At 67.7% G+C, this 20615-nt stretch carries 24 protein-coding genes; 10 read left to right on the top strand and 14 right to left on the bottom strand.

The annotated features are described in order from the left end of the window. The first annotated feature begins 195 nt into the window (after positions 1–195). Together E3D03_RS14755 and E3D03_RS14750 are read left to right on the top strand one after the other, a co-directional pair. Positions 196–981 (top strand): phage late control D family protein, encoded by a 786-nt coding sequence (locus tag E3D03_RS14755; RefSeq protein ID WP_263567567.1) that lies wholly within the window; start codon positions 196–198, stop codon positions 979–981. After that, complete coding sequence (locus tag E3D03_RS14750; RefSeq protein ID WP_263567566.1) at positions 960–1223, top strand: hypothetical protein; 264 nt, start codon at positions 960–962, stop codon at positions 1221–1223. The genes E3D03_RS14755 and E3D03_RS14750 overlap by 22 nt, the downstream gene beginning before the upstream one ends. Positions 1224–1581: 358 nt before the next feature. Here the strand turns inward: E3D03_RS14750 and E3D03_RS14745 are convergent, their stop codons facing one another. The 4 genes from E3D03_RS14745 to E3D03_RS14730 form a co-directional block, all read right to left on the bottom strand. Then, the gene (locus tag E3D03_RS14745; RefSeq protein WP_263567565.1) at positions 1582–2013 is read right to left on the bottom strand and encodes a hypothetical protein; all 432 of its coding nucleotides are present in this window, start codon (positions 2011–2013) and stop codon (positions 1582–1584) included. Then, positions 2013–2321 (bottom strand): hypothetical protein, encoded by a 309-nt coding sequence (locus E3D03_RS14740; protein ID WP_263567569.1) that lies wholly within the window; start codon positions 2319–2321, stop codon positions 2013–2015. The genes E3D03_RS14745 and E3D03_RS14740 overlap by 1 nt, the downstream gene beginning before the upstream one ends. A 199-nt stretch (positions 2322–2520) precedes the next feature. After that, positions 2521–3180 carry a glutathione S-transferase family protein gene (locus tag E3D03_RS14735; protein ID WP_062561042.1) on the bottom strand — a complete coding sequence of 220 codons (660 nt, stop codon included), beginning with the start codon at positions 3178–3180 and terminating at the stop codon, positions 2521–2523. 39 nt (positions 3181–3219) lie between these two features. Continuing rightward, positions 3220–4392 (bottom strand): dipeptidase, encoded by a 1173-nt coding sequence (locus E3D03_RS14730; RefSeq protein WP_263567564.1) that lies wholly within the window; start codon positions 4390–4392, stop codon positions 3220–3222. A 196-nt stretch (positions 4393–4588) separates the two neighbouring features. Between E3D03_RS14730 and E3D03_RS14725 the strand changes: the two genes are divergently transcribed. The 8 genes from E3D03_RS14725 (at position 4589) to E3D03_RS14690 (ending at position 11623) form a co-directional block, all read left to right on the top strand. After that, entirely contained in the window at positions 4589–4831 is a 243-nt protein-coding gene (locus E3D03_RS14725) for a hypothetical protein (RefSeq protein WP_263567563.1), read from the top strand. After that, the gene (locus tag E3D03_RS14720) at positions 4816–5154 is read left to right on the top strand and encodes a DUF421 domain-containing protein (protein ID WP_263567562.1); all 339 of its coding nucleotides are present in this window, start codon (positions 4816–4818) and stop codon (positions 5152–5154) included. Before E3D03_RS14725 ends, E3D03_RS14720 begins: the two co-directional genes overlap by 16 nt. Before the next feature lie 191 nt (positions 5155–5345). Further along, the gene (locus E3D03_RS14715) at positions 5346–5735 is read left to right on the top strand and encodes an acyl-CoA thioesterase (RefSeq protein ID WP_263567561.1); all 390 of its coding nucleotides are present in this window, start codon (positions 5346–5348) and stop codon (positions 5733–5735) included. Between the two features lie 157 nt (positions 5736–5892). Beyond that, positions 5893–6996 (top strand): ABC transporter ATP-binding protein, encoded by a 1104-nt coding sequence (locus E3D03_RS14710; RefSeq protein WP_062561038.1) that lies wholly within the window; start codon positions 5893–5895, stop codon positions 6994–6996. 25 nt (positions 6997–7021) lie between these two features. Then, on the top strand, positions 7022–8104 hold the full coding sequence (locus tag E3D03_RS14705; protein WP_263567560.1) for an ABC transporter substrate-binding protein: 1083 nt from the start codon (positions 7022–7024) through the stop codon (positions 8102–8104). Positions 8105–8203: 99 nt separating this feature from the next. Next, the gene (locus E3D03_RS14700; RefSeq protein WP_263567559.1) at positions 8204–9286 is read left to right on the top strand and encodes an ABC transporter substrate-binding protein; all 1083 of its coding nucleotides are present in this window, start codon (positions 8204–8206) and stop codon (positions 9284–9286) included. Positions 9287–9362: 76 nt separating this feature from the next. Further along, positions 9363–10664, top strand: a complete 1302-nt coding sequence (locus tag E3D03_RS14695; RefSeq protein WP_062561035.1) for an ABC transporter permease — start codon at positions 9363–9365, stop codon at positions 10662–10664. A gap of 5 nt (positions 10665–10669) precedes the next feature. Continuing rightward, positions 10670–11623, top strand: a complete 954-nt coding sequence (locus E3D03_RS14690) for an ABC transporter permease (RefSeq protein WP_062561034.1) — start codon at positions 10670–10672, stop codon at positions 11621–11623. 149 nt (positions 11624–11772) lie between these two features. Here E3D03_RS14690 and E3D03_RS14685 read toward each other — a convergent pair whose 3' ends face one another. From E3D03_RS14685 to trpC, 10 genes are all read right to left on the bottom strand, one after another. Further along, positions 11773–12717, bottom strand: a complete 945-nt coding sequence (locus tag E3D03_RS14685; RefSeq protein WP_263567558.1) for an AEC family transporter — start codon at positions 12715–12717, stop codon at positions 11773–11775. Then, entirely contained in the window at positions 12714–13511 is a 798-nt protein-coding gene (locus E3D03_RS14680) for an MBL fold metallo-hydrolase (RefSeq protein ID WP_062561032.1), read from the bottom strand. Before E3D03_RS14680 ends, E3D03_RS14685 begins: the two co-directional genes overlap by 4 nt. Next, positions 13508–14305 (bottom strand): TatD family hydrolase, encoded by a 798-nt coding sequence (locus E3D03_RS14675; protein WP_263567557.1) that lies wholly within the window; start codon positions 14303–14305, stop codon positions 13508–13510. Before E3D03_RS14675 ends, E3D03_RS14680 begins: the two co-directional genes overlap by 4 nt. Before the next feature lie 11 nt (positions 14306–14316). Then, on the bottom strand, positions 14317–15402 hold the full coding sequence (locus E3D03_RS14670; RefSeq protein ID WP_263567556.1) for a DNA polymerase III subunit delta': 1086 nt from the start codon (positions 15400–15402) through the stop codon (positions 14317–14319). Then, positions 15399–15998, bottom strand: a complete 600-nt coding sequence (gene tmk, locus E3D03_RS14665; RefSeq protein WP_263567555.1) for a dTMP kinase — start codon at positions 15996–15998, stop codon at positions 15399–15401. Before tmk ends, E3D03_RS14670 begins: the two co-directional genes overlap by 4 nt. A gap of 10 nt (positions 15999–16008) precedes the next feature. Beyond that, a complete protein-coding gene (locus tag E3D03_RS14660) occupies positions 16009–17166 on the bottom strand; it encodes a D-alanyl-D-alanine carboxypeptidase family protein (RefSeq protein WP_263567554.1) in 1158 nt (385 codons plus the stop codon). 118 nt (positions 17167–17284) lie between these two features. Continuing rightward, positions 17285–17980, bottom strand: coding sequence for a transcriptional repressor LexA (gene lexA, locus E3D03_RS14655; protein WP_017999871.1), 696 nt, complete (start codon positions 17978–17980; stop codon positions 17285–17287). 102 nt (positions 17981–18082) lie between these two features. Further along, the gene (gene glp / locus E3D03_RS14650; protein ID WP_263567553.1) at positions 18083–19255 is read right to left on the bottom strand and encodes a gephyrin-like molybdotransferase Glp; all 1173 of its coding nucleotides are present in this window, start codon (positions 19253–19255) and stop codon (positions 18083–18085) included. A gap of 11 nt (positions 19256–19266) precedes the next feature. Then, positions 19267–19737: a cyclic pyranopterin monophosphate synthase MoaC gene (gene moaC, locus E3D03_RS14645; RefSeq protein WP_263567552.1), complete on the bottom strand. Its 471-nt coding sequence runs from the start codon at positions 19735–19737 to the stop codon at positions 19267–19269. Next, positions 19734–20525 (bottom strand): indole-3-glycerol phosphate synthase TrpC, encoded by a 792-nt coding sequence (trpC, locus tag E3D03_RS14640; protein ID WP_263567551.1) that lies wholly within the window; start codon positions 20523–20525, stop codon positions 19734–19736. Before trpC ends, moaC begins: the two co-directional genes overlap by 4 nt. Positions 20526–20615: the final 90 nt, after the last annotated feature.

The following is a 20615-nucleotide window of genomic DNA, read 5'->3' as shown; positions in this document are numbered from 1 at the left end:
CAGCTCTTTCTGCTGCTCGGTCACGTCCTTCTTCTCCGCCTCGAGCTGCTTATTGCTCGATGAACTGGCGCCGCTCTCCGCCTGCGATGCCATAGGCCTGATCGCGCACCGCCACATCGGCCTCGGTCTCTTTCATCGGTATGCGCTGGGCAGTCGCTGGGGCTGCTGGCCAAGATAGGAATCGGCCTGCGCGCGATGGTGGCAGCCGTGCCCGGGCTCGGCATGGTGGCGACGGCGATCCGAGCCATTGGGCTGGCCTTGGTCGCCAACCCAATCGGCATCGCGGTTACCGCGGTGGCTAGTGCCGCTTATCCAGTCGGATACCTGCGAGATCGTGCTGGCCGATCACCTCCAGATGCTACCGATTGCATTGCCGCCCGAGGGGTCGAGATCACCGTCGCTTTCGGCTACCTGTTCGCGGCGCAGGTGATGGGCGTCTATATCGCCGAAGAGGTCGAGATTTTCGGCCCGCCAGGGCAGATGCGCATCACCGGCTATGCCGCTGCCCACGGCAAGAGCGACGGCGGCAAGAGCCCCATCAGCACGGCGCGCACGCGCAGCTGGCCCGAAGGGACCAAGGTTTCGGCCATGGTCGGCAAGATCGCCGGCGAGAGCGGCTTCAAGGTGGCGGTTTCGGCCGGAGCGGGCGAGGTCTCGCTGCCGCATATCGACCAGATCGACGAAAGCGACATGAACCTGCTGACCCGCGTTGCGCGCGACCAAGGCCTGATCTTCAAGCCGGGCGGCGGCGCGCTGGTCATGTGCAAGCCGGGCGAAAGCGCCAGCGCGAGCGGGCAGGCCCTGCCGGTGGTCGCGCTGACGCCCAAGGACGTAACCAGTTGGTCAATGCGCCGCGCCCGCCGCGCGGCCTTTGACAAGGTCGTGGCGGCCATCGCGACCTGGGCCGCAGCGAGCCGGTCGACGTTGAGGCCGATGCGCGGCCCGAGGGCGTGTCAGGTGTGGCGCAGGTCAAGCGGCTGAAGCAGATCTATCCGACCGAGGCGGCTGCGCGGGCGGCGGCCGAGGCAGAAGCGAATCGGGCAAAGCGCGGCGCGACGACCGTGCGGCTGAAGCTGCCCGGCCGAGCCGACCTGATGGCCGAGGGCAGGGTGCGGCTGACCGGCTTCAGGCCGGGTGCCGCCGGCGAATGGCTGGTGACCTCGGTCTCTCATAGCCTCGATGACGGCGGATGGTCGGCCTCGGTCGAAGCCGAGGCGCCGTAGGACGGTTGGCGCCGTCCACGATATGCGGCGACGCTAAGCACGACAGCTGTTTATTTCCGAGGCATGTTGGCCGAAAAGTGGTGCATTTTATCATCGCTAATGATCCCATCCTGCACGCTCTTCATGACAATATAAGGTCGCATTAATGGGGAGCCGAAACGGTACCTGATGCGCCTCGCTGTTCCAGTCCTTTCGAGAATTAATGCGCGCTCTACTTCGGAGAAGTTCTTTAAGTGCTGCATAGTTTGGAATATCATACAGACGGTTTGTAATCATCTGCAATGGTGCCCGAACTGACGCGGCGCTGAAAAAACCCAGTTCATCCACTTCTGCCGTGGCGCAAGCGAGTAGAACTTCTTTATAGATGTTTCCGGGCTGGGGCGCTTTTAGTGGCATCGTAGTAGTCTTTCACAATGGATCTCTGCCATTGCTCAAGAGCGGAAGAAATTCCGGACCGAACATTGGAAATATCAAGATGGGTAGAGTTTCGTCCAAGCGCGTCTTTGAGTAAGTTCAACGTGATGAGATGCGTAATGTAAGGCAAGCCTTGGCTCAAAGAAGTTATAACTGACTTGGCCTTGGCGTCTGATATCATTTCAAGGCGTTTTAGCCCGTTTTCAACAATAGACGATATTTCGCCTTCTGACATGCGAGGCATTGGAATCTGCACCAGTGCTCGCTCGATTGAGATGTGACCATCCAAGAGCTGGTCAACCGAATCTGCTACGCCGATTACGATGATGGTCACATCAACCGCGTAATCCGAGAGGCCTTTGATAGTATCCGACATCAGAACGTCCGTTTTTTGTCGGTTAATCTATCGAATTCATCAAAAACGATGATGAGTTTAGCCATGCTAGCGGCAAAAGCCAATGCTTGCCTTACCGACGAAGGCGTTATGTTTTCTGGGAGGTGTTGATCAAAGGTTATGGTTTCGGTTTTGCTCTCAGCGCCAAAGCCAATTTCCTGCTTTTTCCGCGTGTATCGCAGTTCACTAAACACCTTTTTCCACAAGCTTGCGAACGTATCGGCGCCATCACAGTTCACCCTTTGCGATACCCGGCCTTCGGGCAGAATGGCCGGTAGAAGGTTAGCCATAGACGTCTTACCGACGCCACGTTGCCCGAGGCATCGAGCACAAATCCTGCATGGGCGGAAGCGCCGACCCGCCAGCCGACGATCCGCCGGGCATAGGCTTCGGTGACGAACGCCACATATGGGTGAAATCGTCGTCCATTGGGCTCGGATGGCGCCACAATGGACGCCCCCAGAGCATGTCGGCGCGGGCCTGCCCGGGCTATTCGGGTTCGGCCAGCCGCTCCTGCCACATCTTCCGGAAGGCCGGCCGGGCCTGGCAGTCGTCCAGCCAGGCCCCCGCGGCCGGGAACTGCTCGATCAGCGCGCCATAGCCTTGGGCATAGCGCAGGATCTCGGCCACGTTCAGGTCGGCTACGGTGAAGCGGCCGCCGACCAGATGGCCGTGCCGCGCCAGATGCGCGTCCAGGACCGCCAGCGGTCGCACCAGCCGCTCGGCCGCATGGCCGACGGCGGCCTGCGCCGCGCCGGGCTGGGCCTGGCCGGGGCGGTGGTTGAACAGGATCGCCAGCGCGTCCGGCTCGATCATGGTGGCGGCGTAGAAGCTCCATTGCAGCATCAGCGCATCTTCCACCATGTCGGCGGGGCCGAAGGGCTGGCCGTGCTTGCGCGCCAGGTGCAGCGTGCAGGCCAGCGATTCGGACAGCACCAGGTCGCCGTCCTGGATCACCGGGATCGCCCCGGCGGGCGAGAGCTTCAGGAAGCTCTCCGAGCGGGTGTTGAGCGGCGCCCCGGGCGCGCCGGCATCCTCCAGCCGATAGGCCTGGATCACCGGCACCTGCTTGAACGGCAGGCCCAGCTCGTGACACAGCCAGATGATGCGCGAGGCGCGCGAGCGGGTGACGCCATAGACGGTCAGCATGGTTCTCTCCCGTGATGCCTGGGCGCAGGTTAGGCCCGCTTACAGCACCTGGGCAAGATAGCGCATCATGTTGCCGCCCATGACCTTGGCGATCTGCTCGTCGCCGAGGCCCGCATCCATCAGCGCCTGGGTCAGCGCCGCCAGATGCGCCACGTCGAAGGGCGCGTCGACCGAACCGTCGTAGTCCGAGCCCAGCGAGACCGCGTCCTCGCCCACCAGCGCGATGGCGGCCTGAATCGAGGCGGCGATGTCGGCCGGCGTCCTGCCGCAGTTCACATCCGCCCAGAAGCCGATGCCGATCACGCCGCCCTTGCGGGCAATGGCCTGCACCAGGTCGTCGGGCAGGTTGCGCGGGCTGGCGCATTGGCCGTGGATGCCGGTATGGGACAGGATCGGCCGCGTGCCGGGAATGGCCAGCACGTCGCGCACCAGCTGCGGGCTCGCGTGCGCCAGGTCGATGATCATGCGCTTGGCCATCATCTCGGCCACCACCTCGCGGCCGAAATCCGACAGGCCCGATTCCGCCCCGCCCTCGCCATGCAGGCTGCCGCCAAGCTCGTTGTCGAAGAAATGCGTCAGCCCGACCAGCCGGAAGCCGGCGCCGTAAAGCACCTGCAGATTGGCGATATTGCCCTCCAGCGGATGGCCGCCCTCGGTGCCCAGCAGGGCGCCGACGGTATGGGCGCCGTTCTGCCGCGCCTCCAGCAGCACCTGCAGATCCTCGGCCGAGCGGATCAGCATCAGGGCCTCCGGCGCGCGCTCGGCGGCGCGGCGCAGCGCCGCGGCCTGGACCAGCGCGCGCTCCTTCAGGCTGAACCAGGCCGAGAACGGCCGCAGCTGGCCGATGAACAGCGGCGTGATATTGTCGGGCGCCTCGGCGGAGTTATGGCTGTAGTTCTGGCCGCGCGGGCTTTTGGTGACGGTGGTGAAGACCTGGACCGCGACATTGCCTTCGGCCAGCCGCGGCACGTCGACGTGACCCCGCCCGGCCCGGTCCAGCAGGTCGCGATCCCACAGCAGCGCGTCCGAATGCCAGTCGCCGATGACCAGCCGCCGATGCAGCGCCTCGGCCTCGGGCGAGACCGGCCAGCCCGCCTCGGGCATGGTCACCGGGTTCAGCCGCCGCTCGACGAAGCCCGGGCCCCAGATCGCCAGGCCCGCCGCGGCCAGCACGACCAGCACCGCGAGCCCCATGAAGATGCGCCGGATCATGCCGCCCCCTTCCGTTTCCGCCAACCATAGGCCGCGCCCCGGCCCAAGGCGACGAAAATCCGCCCGGCTTCTTTCTTGCACAAATATCCTCGGGGGGTCCGGGGGGCGAAGCGCCCCCGGCTCGCGCAGCCCGGTAAGCCCCCCGGGTCACGGCGTTTGCGAAAGGCCCGCGCAACGCGGGCAGGGGACAGTCGCCATGTTTGACGAGATGCAGCGCATTCTCATGGGCGAACAGGATATGCGCTTCGCGCTCGAGGTCCTGTTCCGCACCACCATCGTCTATTTCTACACGCTGATGCTGATGCGCTGGCTGGGCGGGCGCACGGTGGCACAGCTTTCCGTCGTCGAATTCCTGCTGGTGATCGCCATCGGCTCGGCGGTGGGCGATTCGCTCTCTACCCCGAGGTGCCGATGCTGCCGGCGATGTTCGCGATCCTGATCGTCTCGATCTACAACAAGCTCATCGACAAGGCGATGCCGGCCTCGCCCTGGTTTTGCCGCGTCTTCGAGGGCCGGCCGCGCATCGTCATCAGCCAGGGCCGGGTGCATGCCGACCGGCTGCGCCGGCAGGGCATCGGCGTGCACGAACTCTACAGCAAACTGCGCCAATGCGGCATCGAGGACCTGGCGCAGGTGAAATTCGCCATCCTCAAGGCGGACGGCGGCATCTCGATCCTGAAGCATGGCGAGCATGGCGGCGAGGGGCTCTACCAGCCGCCGGTGCTGCCGGCGCGGGAAATGGCCTGGGCCGAACGACGATGAACGACGGCAAGCAGTCCCGCCAGACGCTGAAGCGCCAATTGCGCAGCGGCCATTCCTTCCGGGCCGAGACCCCGGACATTTTGATCGTGTCCTTGGCCCGGCCCTCGGCGCTGCCGCTGACGGGCGCTTGCGCGCCGTGCCGCGGTGCCGCAATCTGGCGCCATGCCAGCAGCGCGCCAGCGAGGGACAAGATGACGCAGCCGGAGCACCCGCAGGGCCAGCCCGCGATCCGCACCACCGCCATGCCGGCCGACACCAACCCGGCCGGCGACATCTTCGGCGGCTGGCTGATGTCGCAGATGGATCTGGCCGCCGGCAATGTCGCCGCCCGCCGCGCGCGCGGGCGCTGCGCCACGGTCGCCGTGGACAGCTTCACCTTCCACCAGCCGGTCAAGGTCGGCGACGAAGTCTCTGTTTTCGCGACCATCCTGCGCGAAGGCCGCAGCTCGATGCAGCTGCATGTCGAGGCCTGGCGCCGCTCGCGCGAGGGCGAGGAGACCCAGTGCGTGACCCGGGCGAGCTTCGTCTTCGTGGCGCTGGACGCCGACGGCCGTCCGCGCCCGCTGCCGTCCGCGGATTGACCATTTCCGCCCCGCCCGGCGGGCGGCAGACGGGCAGTCCGGAAAATCCGCAGGCCGGGCCCGGCATTGTGCATAGAAGCCGGTTGCAATCCGCAAGCACCGCCGATTAGTCTGACAGGGCGGAATAAAGAACCATAGAAAACAGGGGGCCCGCATCGTGACTTCGCCAACCGGCAACGAGGCTTTCGTTGTCTTCGACCACGTCCAGAAAAGCTATGACGGCCAGACGCTTGTGGTGAAGGACCTGAACCTTTCCATCGGCAAGGGCGAGTTTCTGACCATGCTGGGTCCGTCCGGCTCGGGCAAGACCACCTGCCTGATGATGCTGGCCGGATTCGAGACCGCCACCCATGGCGAGATCCGGCTGGACGGTCGCAACATCAACGACGTGCCGCCGCACAAGCGCGGCATCGGCATGGTGTTCCAGAACTATGCCCTGTTCCCGCACATGACCGTGGGCGAGAACCTGGCCTTTCCGCTGCAGGTGCGCGGCATGGCCAAGGCCGAGCGCGAGAGCCGGGTCGCCCGCGCGCTCGACATGGTGCAGATGGGCCGCTTCGCCAGCCGCCGCCCGGCGCAGCTTTCGGGCGGCCAGCAGCAGCGCATCGCGCTGGCCCGCGCGCTGGTCTTCGACCCCAAGCTGGTCTTGATGGACGAGCCGCTGGGCGCGCTGGACAAGCAGCTGCGCGAGCATATGCAGTTCGAGATCAAGGCCCTGCACGACCGGCTGGGCATCACCGTGGTCTATGTCACCCATGACCAGGGCGAGGCGCTGACCATGTCGGACCGCATCGCCGTGTTCAACGACGGCCGCATCCAGCAGCTTGCGGCGCCGCCGGTGCTGTACGAACAGCCCGAGAACAGCTTCGTCGCCGGCTTCATCGGCGAAAACAACGCGCTGCGCGGCACGATCGAGCAGCTTCAGGGCGACAAGGCGCTGGTCCGGCTGCAGAATGGCGAGGTGATCGACGCCACCGCCGTCAATATCCGCGAAAGCGGCCAGACCACCACGGTCTCGATCCGGCCCGAGCGGGTCGAGTTCAAGCCCGACCTGATGCCCGCCGGCGCCCATACCGTCGAGGCCCAGGTCCGCGACGTGGTCTATATGGGCGATATCCTGCGGGCCCGGCTGAACGTCGCCGGGCAGGACGATTTCGTGATGAAATACCGCAATACGCTGGGCCAGGTGAAGCTGTCGCCCGGCCAGACCATCCGCATCGGCTGGCACCCCGAGGATGCGCGGGCGCTGGATCCGGTCTGATTTCGCATCGAAACAAGGAGCTATGATGAAACGCATATTGATCCTGACCTCGGCCCTGGTCGCCTCGGCGTCCGTGGCCCAGGCGCAGGACAAGCAGGTGAACCTGCTGTCCTGGGGCGGTGCCTATGGCAACAGCCACGTCCAGGCCTATGCCAAGCCGTTCGAGGCCAAGACCGGCATCAAGGTCACGGTCGCCGACGCCGACAACCCGGCCACGCCGCTCAAGGCGCAGGTCGAGGCCGGCAATGTCACTACCGACGTGGCCTCGGTGGAATATGCCGACGCGGTGCGGCTGTGCGACGAGGGGCTGCTGGAAACCATCGACCCGGCGATCCTGGCACCCGCGCCGGACGGCGCCGCGGCGGCCGACGACTTCATCGAGGGTGCGGTGACCGACTGTTTCGTCGGCACCGACGTCTATTCGATGATCCTGGCCTATGACGACAGCAAGTTCATCGACGCCAAGCCCGCCGGTCCGGCCGATTTCTTCGACACCGCGAAATTCCCCGGCAAGCGCACCATGCGCAAGGGCGCCAAGTTCAACCTGGAATACGCGCTGCTGGCCGATGGCGTGGCGCCGGACAAGGTCTATGAGGTGCTGGGCACGCCCGAGGGCGTCGACCAGGCCTTCGCCAAGCTCGACACCATCAAGAACAACGTGATCTGGTGGGAAGCCGGCGCGCAGCCGCCGCAGCTTCTGGCCGATGGCGAGGTCAGCATGGCCTTCGCCTTCAACGGCCGGATCTTCGACGCGGCCCAGAAAGAGGGCAAGCCCTTCAAGATCGTCTGGGACGGCCAGATCTATGAAATGGAAGGCTGGGTGATCCCGAAGGGCGCCCCGCACCTCGAGGCGGCCAAGGAGTTCGTCACCTTCTCGACCTCGCCCGAGCCGCAGGCCCGCGCCGCCGAATTCATCAGCTACGGCCCGCCGCGCAAATCGGCCGCCGCGCTGGTCGGCAATGTCGAGGGCACCGAGGTGGCGATGGGCCCGAACCTGCCGACCTTCGCCGACAACATGGACGGGGCGCTCGCCTCGAACCTGGACTTCTGGGTCGATCACGACGCCGAACTGCAAGAGCGGTTCAACGCCTGGCTGGCGGCGAACTGACGCCAATCCGGTCGCGGCGGGATCAACCCGCCGCGATCCGTGAAGCCCGAACGGGCGCGAACCGGCCAACGAGCCGCATAAAACCAACGGGAGTTCGTCATGAAGAATGTGTTGATCCTGACCACGGCCTTGTGCGGGTTGGGCGTTGCGGCGCAGGCCCAGGACAAGGAGGTCAACGTGGTCTCCTGGGGCGGCGCCTATGAGAAATCGCAGGTCGAGGCCTATAACATTCCCTTCGCCAAGGAGACGGGGATCAAGGTCAACATGATGGCCGCCGACAACCCGGCCACCCCGCTCAAGGCCCAGATCGAGGCCAAGAACATCACCGGCGACGTGTTCGACATCGAGGTCTCGGACGCGATCCGCCTCTGCGACGAGGGCGCGCTGGTCGAGATCGACCCGGCCAGCCTGCCGCCGGCGCCGGACGGCACGCCCGCGTCCGAGGACTTCATCCCCGGCGCGCTGCGCGACTGCGCGGTGGCGAACATCTTCTGGGGCACGGTCATCGCCTATGACAAGACCAAGTTCCCCGACGGCCCGCCCACCACCGCCGCGGATTTCTTCGACACCGCCAAGTTCCCGGGCAAGCGCGGCCTGCCGAAAAACCCCAAGCGCACGCTCTACCTGGCGCTGATCGCCGATGGCGTCGCCCCCGACCAGGTCTATGAAGTGCTGGACACGCCCGAGGGCGTCGACAAGGCCTTCGCCAAGCTGGACACCATCAAGAAGGACGTGGTCTGGTGGGAAGCCGGCGCCCAGCCGGTGCAGCTGCTTGCCGATGGCGAGGTCACGATGGCGACCGGCTATAACGGCCGCTTCTTCGACGCCATGGTGGCCGAGGGCAAGCCTTTCGAGATCATCTGGGACGGCCAGTTCATGGACATGGACATGTTCGCCATTCCCAAGGGCTCGCCCAACCCCGAGGCGGCGATGGCATACCTGAAATTCGCCACCGACACCCAGCGCCTGGCCGATCAGGCGAAATGGATCGCCTATGGCCCGTCGCGCAAATCCTCGGCGGCGCTGGTCGGGCTCTATCAGGACGGCAAGACCGAGATGGCCCCGCACATGCCGACCAGCGAGGAGCACATGAAGACCGCCGTCATGGACGATCCGGAATGGTGGGCCGACCACGATGCCGAGATGGCCGAGCGCTTCAACGCCTGGCTGGCCGCCAACTGATCCCTGCGCCGCCGCCCGGCCCGGTCCGGGCGGCGGCGGCCGACGATGCCCGCCCTTAGCCTGACGAAGGATCAAGATGTCCAACGCGCTTGACCCCCATGCCGCCATCGTGACCGAGGCCGGCGGCCTCGACCCGGGCGGCCCCCTGCGGACGGCCGACGGCCAGCCGCTGACCCGGGCGCTGGCGCGCAGCTCGCGCCGGGCGCGGCGTCGCGCCTTCCTGCTGGTGCTGCCGCTGCTGCTGTTCGTGCTGCTGACCTTCCTGCTGCCGATCGGGCAGATGCTGCAACGCTCGGTCAAGAACGACGGCTTCTCGGCCAATATGCCGCAGCTCTCGGCCTGGTTCCACGAACACCCGCGCGGCACCGAGCCCGACGATGCCGCCTGGGCGGCGCTGGCCGCCGACCTGACCGCCGCGGCCGAGGCGCGCAGCATCGGCCTGGTCGGGACCAGGGTGAACTACGACATGCCGGGCACGCGCTCGCTCTTCACCTCGGCCGGGCGCAAGGCCCGCGGCGGCATCGAGCCGCCCTATCGCGAGGCGATCCTCGCGATGGACGAGAAATGGGGCGATCCCAAGCTGTGGTCGGTGATGCGCGAGGCTTCCTCGGCCTATACCTCGAACTTCTACCTGGCGGCGCTGGACCGGACCCGCGACGACGACGGCAACATCACCATGGCGCCCGAGCAGCAGCAGATCTATGTCAAGCTGTTCCAGCGCACCTTCTGGTTGTCGCTGATCATCACCTTCACCACCTTCCTGCTGGGCTTTCCCATCGCGCATCTGCTGGCGACGCTGCCGATGCGCAAGTCGAACCTGCTGATGATCCTGGTGCTCTTGCCGTTCTGGACCTCGCTGCTGGTTCGGACCACGGCCTGGATGGTGCTGTTGCAGCAGCAGGGCGTGGTCAACGACATCCTGGTCTGGCTGGGGCTGATCGGCAACGACCAGCGGCTGCAGATGATCTTCAACCAGACCGGCACGATCATCGCCATGACGCATATCCTGCTACCCTTCATGATCCTGCCGCTCTATTCGGTGATGCGCACCATCAACCCCAGCTATGTGCGCGCGGCGCGCAGCCTGGGCGCGACCAGCTGGACGGCGTTCCGGCGCATCTATTTCCCGCAGACCCTGCCGGGGCTCGGGGCCGGGGCGCTTCTGGTCTTCATCCTGGCCGTGGGCTACTACATCACCCCGGCGCTGGTCGGCGGCTCGTCGGGGCAGCTGATCTCGAACCTGATCGCGATGCACATGACCCAGACGCTGAACTGGTCCATGGCGGCGGCGCTGGCCGCGCTGCTGCTGGGCGGCGTCCTGCTGCTCTACTGGGTCTATGACCGGCTGGTCGGCATCGACAACCTGAAACTGGGGTAACCGCCATGGCGCTTCCGACTTACGCCTCGCCGCTGGAAAAGGTCTGGCATTACGCCTACCTGGCGATCTGCGCGGCGATCTTCTTCTTCCTGATCGCGCCGATCGTGGTGGTGATCCCGCTCAGCTTCAACGCCGAGCCCTATTTCACCTTCACCGACAAGATGCTGTCCTTCGACCCCGAGGGCTATTCGATGCGCTGGTATCGCAGCCTGCTGACCTTCGGCATGGCCAACCCGGATGCGCCGGGCGGGCTCGGCTGGTGGGCGGATGCCTGGCAGAACGCGAAATGGGTGAATGCGGCCAAGTCGTCGATCATCATCGGCTTCTTCTCGACCATCCTCGCCACGGTGCTGGGCACGCTGGCGGCGCTGGGCCTGTCGCGGCCCGAGATGCCGTTCCGCCGCATCATCATGGCGGTGCTGATCTCGCCGATGATCGTGCCGATCATCATCACCGCGACGGGGATGTTCTTCTTCTACTCGAACCCCTGCGAGCCCTTGACCTGGATCGGGCTGAACCCGCAATGCGGCAAGCTCGCCGGCACCTACCTGGGCGTGATCCTGGCCCATGCCACGCTGGGCATCCCCTTCGTCATCATCACGGTGACGGCGACGCTGATCGGCTTCGACCAGTCGCTGGCCCGCGCCGCGGCCAGCCTCGGGGCCAACCCGCGCACCACCTTCTTCCGCATCACCATGCCGCTGATCCTGCCCGGCGTGATCTCGGGCGCGCTCTTCGCCTTCGTCACCTCCTTCGACGAGGTGGTGGCGGTGCTGTTCATCGCCGGCCCCGACCAGCAGACCATCCCGCGCCAGATGTGGAACGGCATCCGCGAGCAGATCTCGCCCGCGATCCTGGCCGTCGCCACGCTGCTGGTGATCTTCTCGATCGCGCTTCTAGCCACGGTCGAGATGCTGCGCCGCCGCTCGGAACGGCTGCGGGGCATCACGCCGCATTGAGCGGCTCATGCCCCGGCCCTGAACCCGCCGCCCTTGCCGGGCGGCGTCTTCAGGACGGCCCCAAAGGCACGGCCCCCGCGCTTCACTGTTCACGCGCCTTCTTTGTTTCAGAAATACCCCCCGCCGGAGGCCAGCACCCGCGCCGCCCCTCAGGGCAGGATCGAGATCCAGAACCAGATCGACAGGATCGACAGCACGGTGGACACCAGCACCGTCGTCGCCGCCACCCGCTTCGCCGCGCCATAGATCGAGGCAAAGAGATAGGCATTCACCCCCGGCGCCATGCTGGCGGTGATGACGGCGGAACGCAGCGGCCCGACCGGCAGCTGGAAAAGCTGCCCCAGGCTCCAGGTGATGGTCGGATGAACCAGCAGCGAGGCCAGGCAGCAGACTGCGATGGCCTTGCCGTCGCCTTCGGGGCGATAGCGATAAAGCACGCCGCCCAGCCCGAACAGCGCCGCCGGCAGCGCCGCCCGCGCCATCATCTCGGCCGCGGCCCAGAAGCCCTCGGGCATCACCAGCCCGGCCTGCATCAGCAGGTTCATCGCCACGCCGCACAGGATGCCGATGATCAGCGGCGTATGCAGCACCCCGGACAGCGCCCGCATGGCGATGCGCCCGGCCGGCAGGCTTTGGCCGCGCGCCCGCGTCACCTCCATCATGGTGATGCCGAAGGTGTAGAGCAGCGGCGAATGGATCGCGATGATCGCGACGTTGCCGGCCAGCGCCTCGGCGCCATAGGCGCGCTCCATGATCGGGATGCCCAGGAGCAGCGAGTTCGAGAACAGGCAGCAGAAGCCGATGGCGACCGCATCCTCGGGGCTGCGCTTCAGCCAGTAGAGCGCCAGCCCCCAGCCGATGAAATACGAGGCGAAGGCGCCGCTATAGAAGGCCACCCACATGCCGATGCTGAAATTCTCGGCCATGTCCAGCCGGGCCACGTTCACGAACAGCAGCACCGGCACCGCGAAGTTCTGCGCGAAACGCATCAGCCCGTCGACCGCCACCTCGTTGAACATCCGGCGCCAGGCCACCAGGTAGCCGAAGCCGATGACGATGAAGACCGGCAGGATGACCTCGAAAAGGATCGTCATGCCAGCTCGATCTGCAGCCCGTCGTGGGCCGGCACGACATGGGCGGGCGTCTCGGCCATCACCGCGTCGTAATCCAGCTCGATATGCATGTTGGTGATGACGCCCCGCGCGCAGCCCGAACGCGCGATCCACTCCAGCGCCAGCGCCAGATGCGCGTGGCTGGGATGCGGCGTGCGGCGCAAGGCATCGCAGATGAAGACCTCGCAGCCCTGGATGGCGGGCCAGGCCGCCTCGGGGATCGCCAGCACGTCGGGCAGGTAGACCAGGCCCGCGCCCGCGCCGATGCGGAACCCCAGCGCCGGAATGTCGCCATGGTTCACCGCGAAGGGCAGGAAGTCGATCGCGCCGCCCGCGCCCTCGACCGCGAAGCGGCCGCGGATCGGGGCGATCTCGCAGACCGGCGGATAGGACGAGCCCTCCGGCGTCTCGAAGATATAGCCGAAGCGGCTGCGCAACGCGGCCTCGGTCTGCGCATCGGCCCAGACCGGCATGATGCGGCGCATGTTGAAGACCACCTGCCGCAGGTCGTCGATGCCATGGATGTGGTCGGCATGCGGATGGGTATAGACCACCGCGTCCAATTCGCCCACGCCGGCGTCCAGCATCTGTGGCACGAAATCCGGGCCGGTGTCGATCAGCACCCGTGTCACGCCCCCGGGCCCGACACGCTCGAGCAGCAGCGAACAGCGCCGGCGCCGGTTGCGCGGGTTCGCCGGGTCGCATTCGCCCCAGCGGCCCCCCAGCCGCGGCACGCCGCCGGACGAGCCGCAGCCCAGGATCGTGGCACGGATCATGCCACGGCCTTGGCGAACAGCCGGTCGAAATTCGCGCTGGTCAGGGCGGCGAATTCGGCTTCGGAAAGGCCTAGCGCCTTTGCGCCGGCCCGGGCGGTATGGGCGACGAAGGCCGGCTCGTTGCGCTTGCCGCGATGCGGCGGCGGCGCCAGATAGGGCGCGTCGGTCTCGACCAGGATGCGGTCGCGGGGGGCGGCGAGGAAGATCTCGCGGATCTCGGTCGAGCGCGGAAAGGCGGCGATGCCCGACATCGACAGGTAAAAGCCCAGGTCGAGCGCGGCGCGGGCCAGTTCCGGCCCCGAGGTGTAGCAATGCATGACGCAGGAATAGGCGCCGGCGCGGTGCTCCTCGGTCAGGATGCGGGCCATGTCGGCATCGGCGTCGCGGGAATGGATGATCAGCGGCAGGCCGGTCCGGCGCGCGGCCTCGATATGGATGCGCAGGCTTTCGGCCTGCACCGCGGCGCTCTCGGCGGTATAGTGATAGTCGAGGCCGGTCTCGCCGATGCCGACGAATTTCGGATGCGCGGCCAGCGCGACCAGTTCCTCAACCGTGACGAGCGGCTCTTCGGCGGCATACATCGGATGGACGCCGGCGGCGTAGAAGACGCCCGGATGCGCCTCGGCGATGGCGCGCACGCGCGGCTCGTTGCCCATGCGGGTGCAGATCGTGATCATGCGCGTCACCCCGGCAGCGCGGGCGCGCGCGACCAGCTCGGCCTGCTGGCCGTCGAAATCGGGAAAGTCCAGGTGGCAGTGGCTGTCCACCAGGGCGGGCAAGGGAGTCTCGGACATCGGCGGATCCGTTACAGGGCGGGCTGGTTCGCAAGCCCGATCAGCATATCCAACACCAGCGCGGAAGGGTCAAGGTTGACGGCCCGGCCGGCGCGGGCCCGGGCCGAGAGGCTGGCCTGGGCATCGGCCCAGAGCCGCGCCGATTCAGGCCCGGGCGAAAGCCGGGTCAGCACCGCGGCCTCGCCCTCGGCCGCCTCGGGCAGGGGGGCGCCCATCAGCCCGGTGCGCGCGGCGCGGGTCAGGAAGCGGTCGAGCAGCGTCATCACCAGGTCGAACGGATCGCCCTCGGCCCCGGCGCGGCCAGCGGCCCGCTCGGCCAGCGCTGCCGCGGCGCGGCGGTCCATGCGCGGATAGTCGGCGAACAGCCCGGTGATGCGCTGATAGAGCTCCAGCCCGTCCTGGCCGGCCAGCCGCAGGGCCTCGCCGACAGAGCCGCCCGACAGCGCCGCAAGCCGCGCCGCGTCATGCGCGACGCCCAGCCCGGCCAGCACCTGCGCCATGTCCTCGGGCCCCAGCGGATGCAGCCGCAATTCGCGGCAGCGCGAGCGGATGGTCGGCAAAAGCCGTGCCGGCTGATGCGCGACCAGCAGCAACGTGGCCCGGGCCGGCGGCTCCTCGAGCAGTTTCAGCAGCGCATTGGCGGCGGCCGGGTTCATCTCGTCGGCGGCGTCGATGATGGCGATGCGGCGGCCGCCCTCGGCGGCGCTCATGTGAAAGAAACCGTGCAGCCGGCGGATCTCGTCCACGGTGATCTCGCTGCGCAGGCGCTGGGTCTTGTCGTCGAGCGGCCGGCGCACCAGGTGCAGCCGCGGCTCGGACAGGGCGCGGATGCGGCGCACCGCCGGATCCTCGGGCGGCGCGGTCAGGTCCGGGCTGTCCGAGCCGCTCAGCAGGTATTTCGCGATGCTCCAGGCCAGGGTCGCCTTGCCGGTGCCGCGCGGGCCCGAGATCAGCCAGCCGTGATGCAGCCGGTGCGCCCGGGCGGCGGAGAGAAAATCCGCGACCGCCTGGTCCTGGCCGATGGTGCGAAGGGCCTCGCGCGGGTGCGGGGCGCCGGGCACCCGGTCGGGTTCGGGAAGGGCGGCCTCGTCGCTCATGGCAGGGCGGCGAGGACGCGGGCGGCGACCTCGTCGGCGCTGCCGCTGCCGTCGATGGTGCGGAACCGCGCGGGATTTTCGGCCGCGAGCGCCAGGAAACCCGCGCGCAACCGGCGCTGGAAGTCCAGGCCCAGGGTCTCGAAACGGTCCTCGACGCCGCCGCGGGCCTGGCCGCGGGCCAGCGCGGTGGCGGGGTCGATGTCGATCAGCAGCGTCAGGTCGGGCTCGATGCCGATGGTCAGGCGGTGCAATTCCTCGACCAGCGTGCGCAGGTCGGCGCGGGCAAGGCCTTGGTAGACCCGGGTCGAATCGGCGAAGCGGTCGGTGACGACATGGGCGCCGCGCGCCAGCGCCGGGCGGATCAGCCGCTCGACATGGTCGCGGCGAGCGGCGGTGAAAAGCAGCAGCTCGGTCTCCGGCGACCAGCGTTCGCCCCGGCCCTCGACCAGCAGGCGGCGGATCTCCTCGGCGCCCTCGCTGCCGCCGGGCTCGCGGGTCAGCAGCGTTTCGGCACCTGTCTCGGCCAGCGCCGCAGCAAGGCGGCGCGCCTGGGTCGACTTGCCCGATCCGTCTATGCCCTCGAAGCTGATGAACATGGGCGGCGCGTCAGTTGCGCACCGACTGGATCGCCCGCTCGCCCAGCCGGAAGGCGGCGCTTTGCATGCGGCCGAGGACGCCGCTGCGGGCCACGTCGGCGGCGGCGAAGAGCGGCAGTCGCGACTGGCCGGTGCCGGGGATGTTGACGACCAGCTCGCCCAGCCGGTCGCCCTTGGCGATCGGCGCCTCGATCGGGCCGTTGAACACCGCTTCGGCGGTGACGCCTTCATGCGAGCCGGCCGGGATCAGCACCCGCACGCCGTCCGGGGTGGTCAGGCCGACGCGGCTGCGCTCGCCCAGCCAGACCGGGGCCTGGGTCACGATCTCGTCCTTGGGGATGATGGTGCGCATGGTGAACTGGCGATAGGCCCAGTTGACGATGCGTTCGGATTCCTCGGCCCGGGCCTTGTCGCTGGGCAGGCCGGCGATGACGAAAACGATGCGGCGGTCGCCCTGCACCGCCGAGCCGACCAGGCCATAGCCCGCCTCCTGCGTGTGGCCGGTCTTGAGCCCGTCGGCCTTCCAGTCGCCGCCGCCAAGACGCAAGAGCGGGTTGCGGTTGTTGGAATTCGAGGGCACCCGGCCCTTGTAATTGTATTCGGTCAGGCCGAAGTTCTTGTAAAGCTCGGGAAATTCGGTGATCAGCCGGGTCGCCAGGATCCCCAGGTCGTGCATCGACATGCGGTGGTCCGGCGCCGGCCAGCCCGAGGAATTGGCGAAATGCGACTGCGTCATGCCCAGTTGCTGCGCGCGCTCGTTCATCAGCCGGGCAAAGGCCTCCTCGGTGCCGGCCAGGCCTTCGGCCACCACCACGCAGGCGTCGTTGCCCGAGTTGATGATGATGCCGTGGATCAGCTCCTCGACCGTGGGGCGGTCGGCGGGCTCGACGAACATCTTCGAGCCGCCCATGTGCCAGGCCTTGGTCGAGACCGGGAAGGTAGTGTCCATCGCCACCCGGCCCTCGTGCAAGGCCTCGAACAGCATGTTCAGCGTCATCAGCTTGGACATCGAGGCCGGCGGCAGCGGTTCCTCGGCGTTCTTCTCCATCAGCACGGTGCCGGTCGCCACGTCATAGACCCAGGCCGCACGGGCATTGGTGTCGAAGGCCCGGGCCGGCAGCGCCAGGACCATGAGGAGAGCGAAGATGCGGAACGTCAGAGCGCGCATGGATTGTCCTTGACCGGTCGCGTTTGCGCCATGGTTAGCGCAGCGGGCCGCGGCCCGCAACGTCGCTCGGGTGCATCTGCCGGGCAAGTGAACGACCGGCGGCTGCGGCGTCCGCGCCTCAGTAGCTGCGGATCAGCCCGACCAGGCGGCCCTGGACATGCACCTTGTCCTCGGGCAGCACGCGGGTCTCATAGGCCGGGTTCGCGGCCTCCAGCGCGATCATGCCGCCCTTGCGGCGATAGCGTTTCAGCGTCGCCTCGAACCCCTCGACCAGGGCCACGACGATGTCGCCGTTCTCGGCCGTGTCCTGTTCGCGGATCACCACCACGTCGCCGTCGTTGATCCCGGCCTCGATCATCGAATCGCCTTTGACCTCAAGCGCATAGTGCCGCTCCTTGCCCGAGAGCATCGAGCCGGGCACCGCGATGTGATGCGACACCTCGGAGATCGCCTCGATCGGGACGCCGGCGGCGATGCGGCCCATCACCGGCAGGTCGACCGCCGAGACCGAAACCTCGAAGGCGCCGCGCGGCAGCGGCTGGGCGGGGCGGGCATCGCCCTCGATCACCCGCGGCTGGAAGCCCGGGCCCTTGCTGAGGCTGTCGGGCAGGCGGACGATTTCCAGCGCCCGGGCGCGATGCGGCAGGCGGCGGATAAAGCCGCGTTCTTCAAGGGCGGTCACGAGGCGATGAATTCCCGATTTCGAGCGCAGGTCCAGCGCCAGCTTCATTTCGTCGAACGAGGGCGGCACCCCGTCGCGGGCCATGCGCGCCTGAATGAATTCAAGCAGCTGGATTTGCTTCTTGGTCAGCATGGTTTTTCCCTGCTCTGCTGCGAGTGCCATCATGTTCCTTGAATGTTCTAGCGCCTGGGGGCCCTTCCGTCAACGATTAAGCCGATTCGGGTAAAGAAGCCGTTAAAGCGGCAGGAATTCCATGATCTCGCCGGCCTTGCGGGCCGGGTCATGCGCGGGACGGACCAGCAGCGCGTCGGCCTCGGCCAGCAGCCACAGCCGGGCGCTGTCCTGCTCGGCAAAGGGCGCGATCAGCGGCAGCGTGTCGCCCGGCGCCAGCCGCGCGCGCAGATAGTGCTGGCGATTGCCCTCGGGCGGCAGATCGGCGGCCAGCCGGGCCCGCGCCGGCTCTGGCCCGGGCGGCAGGCCCTGCATGGCGCGCAGCAGCGGCTGCATGAACAGTTTCGCGCAAACTACGGCCGAGACGGGATTTCCCGGCAAGCCCAGCATGGCGGCATCGCCCATGCGCCCGGCCATCAGCGGCTTGCCCGGCCGCATCGCCAGCTTGTAGAAACTGCGCTGCATCCCCAGGTCGGCCGAGACCTTGGCCACCAGGTCGTGATCGCCCACCGAGGCGCCGCCGATGGTCACGATCAGGTCGCAGCCCTCGGCCTCGGCGAAGCGGTCGCGCAGGCTTTCCTCGGTATCGCGGGCCAGCGGCAGGACCACGGGCTCGGCCCCGGCCTCGCGGGCCAGCGCGGCGATGGCGATGTCGTTCGAGCTGATGATCTGCCCGGCCGCCGGCGTGGCGCCGGGCCGCACCAGCTCATCCCCGCCGGCCAGCACCGCGACCCGCGGCCGCCGCGCGACCGAGACCCGCGCCACGTTCATCGCCGCGATCAGCGCCAGGTCGGCCGGGCGCAGCGGCCGGGCCGGCTGGAACGCGGAACCTTCCGCGAAATCATCGCCCTGCGGGCGGATGTTCAGGTTCGATCCCGCATCGGCGACGGTGATGCGGTCGCCGTCGCGGGTCACGATCTCCTGCATCACCACGCGGTCATAGCCGGCCGGCACCGCCGCGCCGGTAAAGATGCGGATTGCGCTGCCGGGCGGCGTCTCGCCCGCATAGGGCACGCCGGCCGCCGCCGTGCCGATCACCGCCAGCGGCCCCGGCAGCTCGGCCGAGCGCAGCGCATAGCCGTCCATGGCGGCGGCGTCGAAGGGCGGCTGCGTCAGCCGCGCGACCGCGGGCGCGGCCAGCGCGCGGCCCAGCGCGTCCTGCACCGCGATCTCCTCGGCCTGCGGCGGATGGGCAAGGGCCAGCACCAGGGTGCGGGCTTCGTCGACGCTGATCATCGGTTCCCCTTTCAGGGCGCGCGGAAGTCGCCCGATTTGCCGCCGCTTTTCGCCAGCAGGCGGATTCCTTCGATGCGCATGTCCTTCTGCGCGGCTTTCAGCATGTCATAGACGGTCAGGCAGGCGGTGGAAACGGCGGTCAGCGCCTCCATTTCAACGCCGGTCTTGCCGGCGGTGCGCACGGTCGCGGTGACGCGGATGCCGGGCAGGGCCGGGTCGGCCTCCAGATCCACCGAAACCTTGGTGATCGGCAGCGGGTGGCACAGCGGGATCAGGTCCGAGGTGCGCTTGGCGCCCATGATGCCGGCGAGCCGCGCCACGCCCATGACGTCGCCCTTGGCCGCGCCGCCCTGCGCCAGGGCCAGCGTCTCGGGCGCCATGACGACCAGGCCCTCGGCCGTGGCCTCGCGCGCGGTGTCGGGCTTTTGCGACACGTCGACCATATGCGCCTGACCCTGGGCGTCGAAATGCGTCAGGCTCATGCCGCCAACCCCAGGATGCCGCGCGTCGCCGCGGTCACGTCTGCCTGGCGCATCAGGCTTTCGCCGATCAGGAAGCGCTTCACCCCGGCCTCTGCCATGCGGTCCAGGTCGGCTGCCACGAAAAGGCCGCTTTCGCAGACCAGGTCGCGGTCCGGCGGCAGCATCGGCGCCAGCCGCAGCGTGGTGTCGAGGCTGATGTCAAAGGTCTTCAGGTTGCGGTTGTTCACCCCGATCAGCGGCGATTTCAGGCGCAGGGCGCGTTCCATCTCGGCCTCGTCATGGACCTCGACCAGCGCGTCCATGCCCCAATGGCTCGCGGCGTCCTCGAGCTCGGCGGCGAGCGTATCCTCGACCGAGGCCATGATGATCAGGATGCAATCGGCGCCCCAGGCGCGGGCCTCGGCGACCTGATAGGGATCGTAAAGGAAGTCCTTGCGCAGCGCCGGCAGGGCGCAGGCGGCGCGGGCGGCGGTCAGGAAGGCCGGCGCGCCCTGGAAGCTGGGGCCGTCGGTCAGCACCGAAAGACAGGCCGCGCCGCCGGCCTGATAGGCGCGGGCCAGCGCCGGCGGGTCGAAATCGGGGCGGATCAAGCCCTTGGAGGGGCTCGCCTTCTTGATCTCGGCGATCAGGGCATGGCCATGCGCGGCCTTTGCGGCCAGGGCTCGGGCAAAGCCGCGCGGCGCCTCGGCGGCGCGGGCCTGGGCCTCGAGCTCGGCCAGCGGCCGGGCGGCCTTGGCGGCGGCGATTTCTTCCAGCTTGTAGGCTTTGATGCGGTCGAGAATGTTCATGGTTTTCCTTATCGCGTCGCTTCAAAAAAAAAAAGATCTGCGATCTCTTGCGTGATGTCAGTACCTCACCTACCTCCCTGAAACGGAGGA

Origin of the sequence: Paracoccus sp. DMF, assembly GCF_004407025.1 — a bacterium.
Lineage (GTDB): Bacteria > Pseudomonadota > Alphaproteobacteria > Rhodobacterales > Rhodobacteraceae > Paracoccus > Paracoccus aminovorans_B.
The sequence above is the reverse complement of the archived record's forward strand: the minus strand, read 5'-3'. Positions and strand labels throughout refer to the sequence as shown.

Excerpts from the sequence above, each read along its gene's own strand:
- moaC (WP_263567552.1), bottom strand. The coding sequence starts at position 19,737 with ATGAGCCTGACGCATTTCGACGCCCAGGGTCAGGCGCATATGGTCGAC.
- E3D03_RS14700 (WP_263567559.1), top strand. The coding sequence starts at position 8,204 with ATGAAGAATGTGTTGATCCTGACCACGGCCTTGTGCGGGTTGGGCGTT.
- E3D03_RS14720 (WP_263567562.1), top strand. The coding sequence starts at position 4,816 with ATGTTCGCGATCCTGATCGTCTCGATCTACAACAAGCTCATCGACAAG.
- E3D03_RS14695 (WP_062561035.1), top strand. The coding sequence starts at position 9,363 with ATGTCCAACGCGCTTGACCCCCATGCCGCCATCGTGACCGAGGCCGGC.
- E3D03_RS14730 (WP_263567564.1), bottom strand. The coding sequence starts at position 4,392 with ATGATCCGGCGCATCTTCATGGGGCTCGCGGTGCTGGTCGTGCTGGCC.
- E3D03_RS14690 (WP_062561034.1), top strand. The coding sequence starts at position 10,670 with ATGGCGCTTCCGACTTACGCCTCGCCGCTGGAAAAGGTCTGGCATTAC.
- E3D03_RS14675 (WP_263567557.1), bottom strand. The coding sequence starts at position 14,305 with ATGTCCGAGACTCCCTTGCCCGCCCTGGTGGACAGCCACTGCCACCTG.
- lexA (WP_017999871.1), bottom strand. The coding sequence starts at position 17,980 with ATGCTGACCAAGAAGCAAATCCAGCTGCTTGAATTCATTCAGGCGCGC.
- tmk (WP_263567555.1), bottom strand. The coding sequence starts at position 15,998 with ATGTTCATCAGCTTCGAGGGCATAGACGGATCGGGCAAGTCGACCCAG.
- E3D03_RS14735 (WP_062561042.1), bottom strand. The coding sequence starts at position 3,180 with ATGCTGACCGTCTATGGCGTCACCCGCTCGCGCGCCTCGCGCATCATC.
- E3D03_RS14705 (WP_263567560.1), top strand. The coding sequence starts at position 7,022 with ATGAAACGCATATTGATCCTGACCTCGGCCCTGGTCGCCTCGGCGTCC.
- E3D03_RS14680 (WP_062561032.1), bottom strand. The coding sequence starts at position 13,511 with ATGATCCGTGCCACGATCCTGGGCTGCGGCTCGTCCGGCGGCGTGCCG.
- E3D03_RS14685 (WP_263567558.1), bottom strand. The coding sequence starts at position 12,717 with ATGACGATCCTTTTCGAGGTCATCCTGCCGGTCTTCATCGTCATCGGC.
- trpC (WP_263567551.1), bottom strand. The coding sequence starts at position 20,525 with ATGAACATTCTCGACCGCATCAAAGCCTACAAGCTGGAAGAAATCGCC.
- glp (WP_263567553.1), bottom strand. The coding sequence starts at position 19,255 with ATGATCAGCGTCGACGAAGCCCGCACCCTGGTGCTGGCCCTTGCCCAT.
- E3D03_RS14660 (WP_263567554.1), bottom strand. The coding sequence starts at position 17,166 with ATGCGCGCTCTGACGTTCCGCATCTTCGCTCTCCTCATGGTCCTGGCG.
- E3D03_RS14725 (WP_263567563.1), top strand. The coding sequence starts at position 4,589 with ATGTTTGACGAGATGCAGCGCATTCTCATGGGCGAACAGGATATGCGC.
- E3D03_RS14755 (WP_263567567.1), top strand. The coding sequence starts at position 196 with ATGGTGGCAGCCGTGCCCGGGCTCGGCATGGTGGCGACGGCGATCCGA.
- E3D03_RS14715 (WP_263567561.1), top strand. The coding sequence starts at position 5,346 with ATGACGCAGCCGGAGCACCCGCAGGGCCAGCCCGCGATCCGCACCACC.
- E3D03_RS14740 (WP_263567569.1), bottom strand. The coding sequence starts at position 2,321 with ATGGCTAACCTTCTACCGGCCATTCTGCCCGAAGGCCGGGTATCGCAA.
- E3D03_RS14670 (WP_263567556.1), bottom strand. The coding sequence starts at position 15,402 with ATGAGCGACGAGGCCGCCCTTCCCGAACCCGACCGGGTGCCCGGCGCC.
- E3D03_RS14745 (WP_263567565.1), bottom strand. The coding sequence starts at position 2,013 with ATGTCGGATACTATCAAAGGCCTCTCGGATTACGCGGTTGATGTGACC.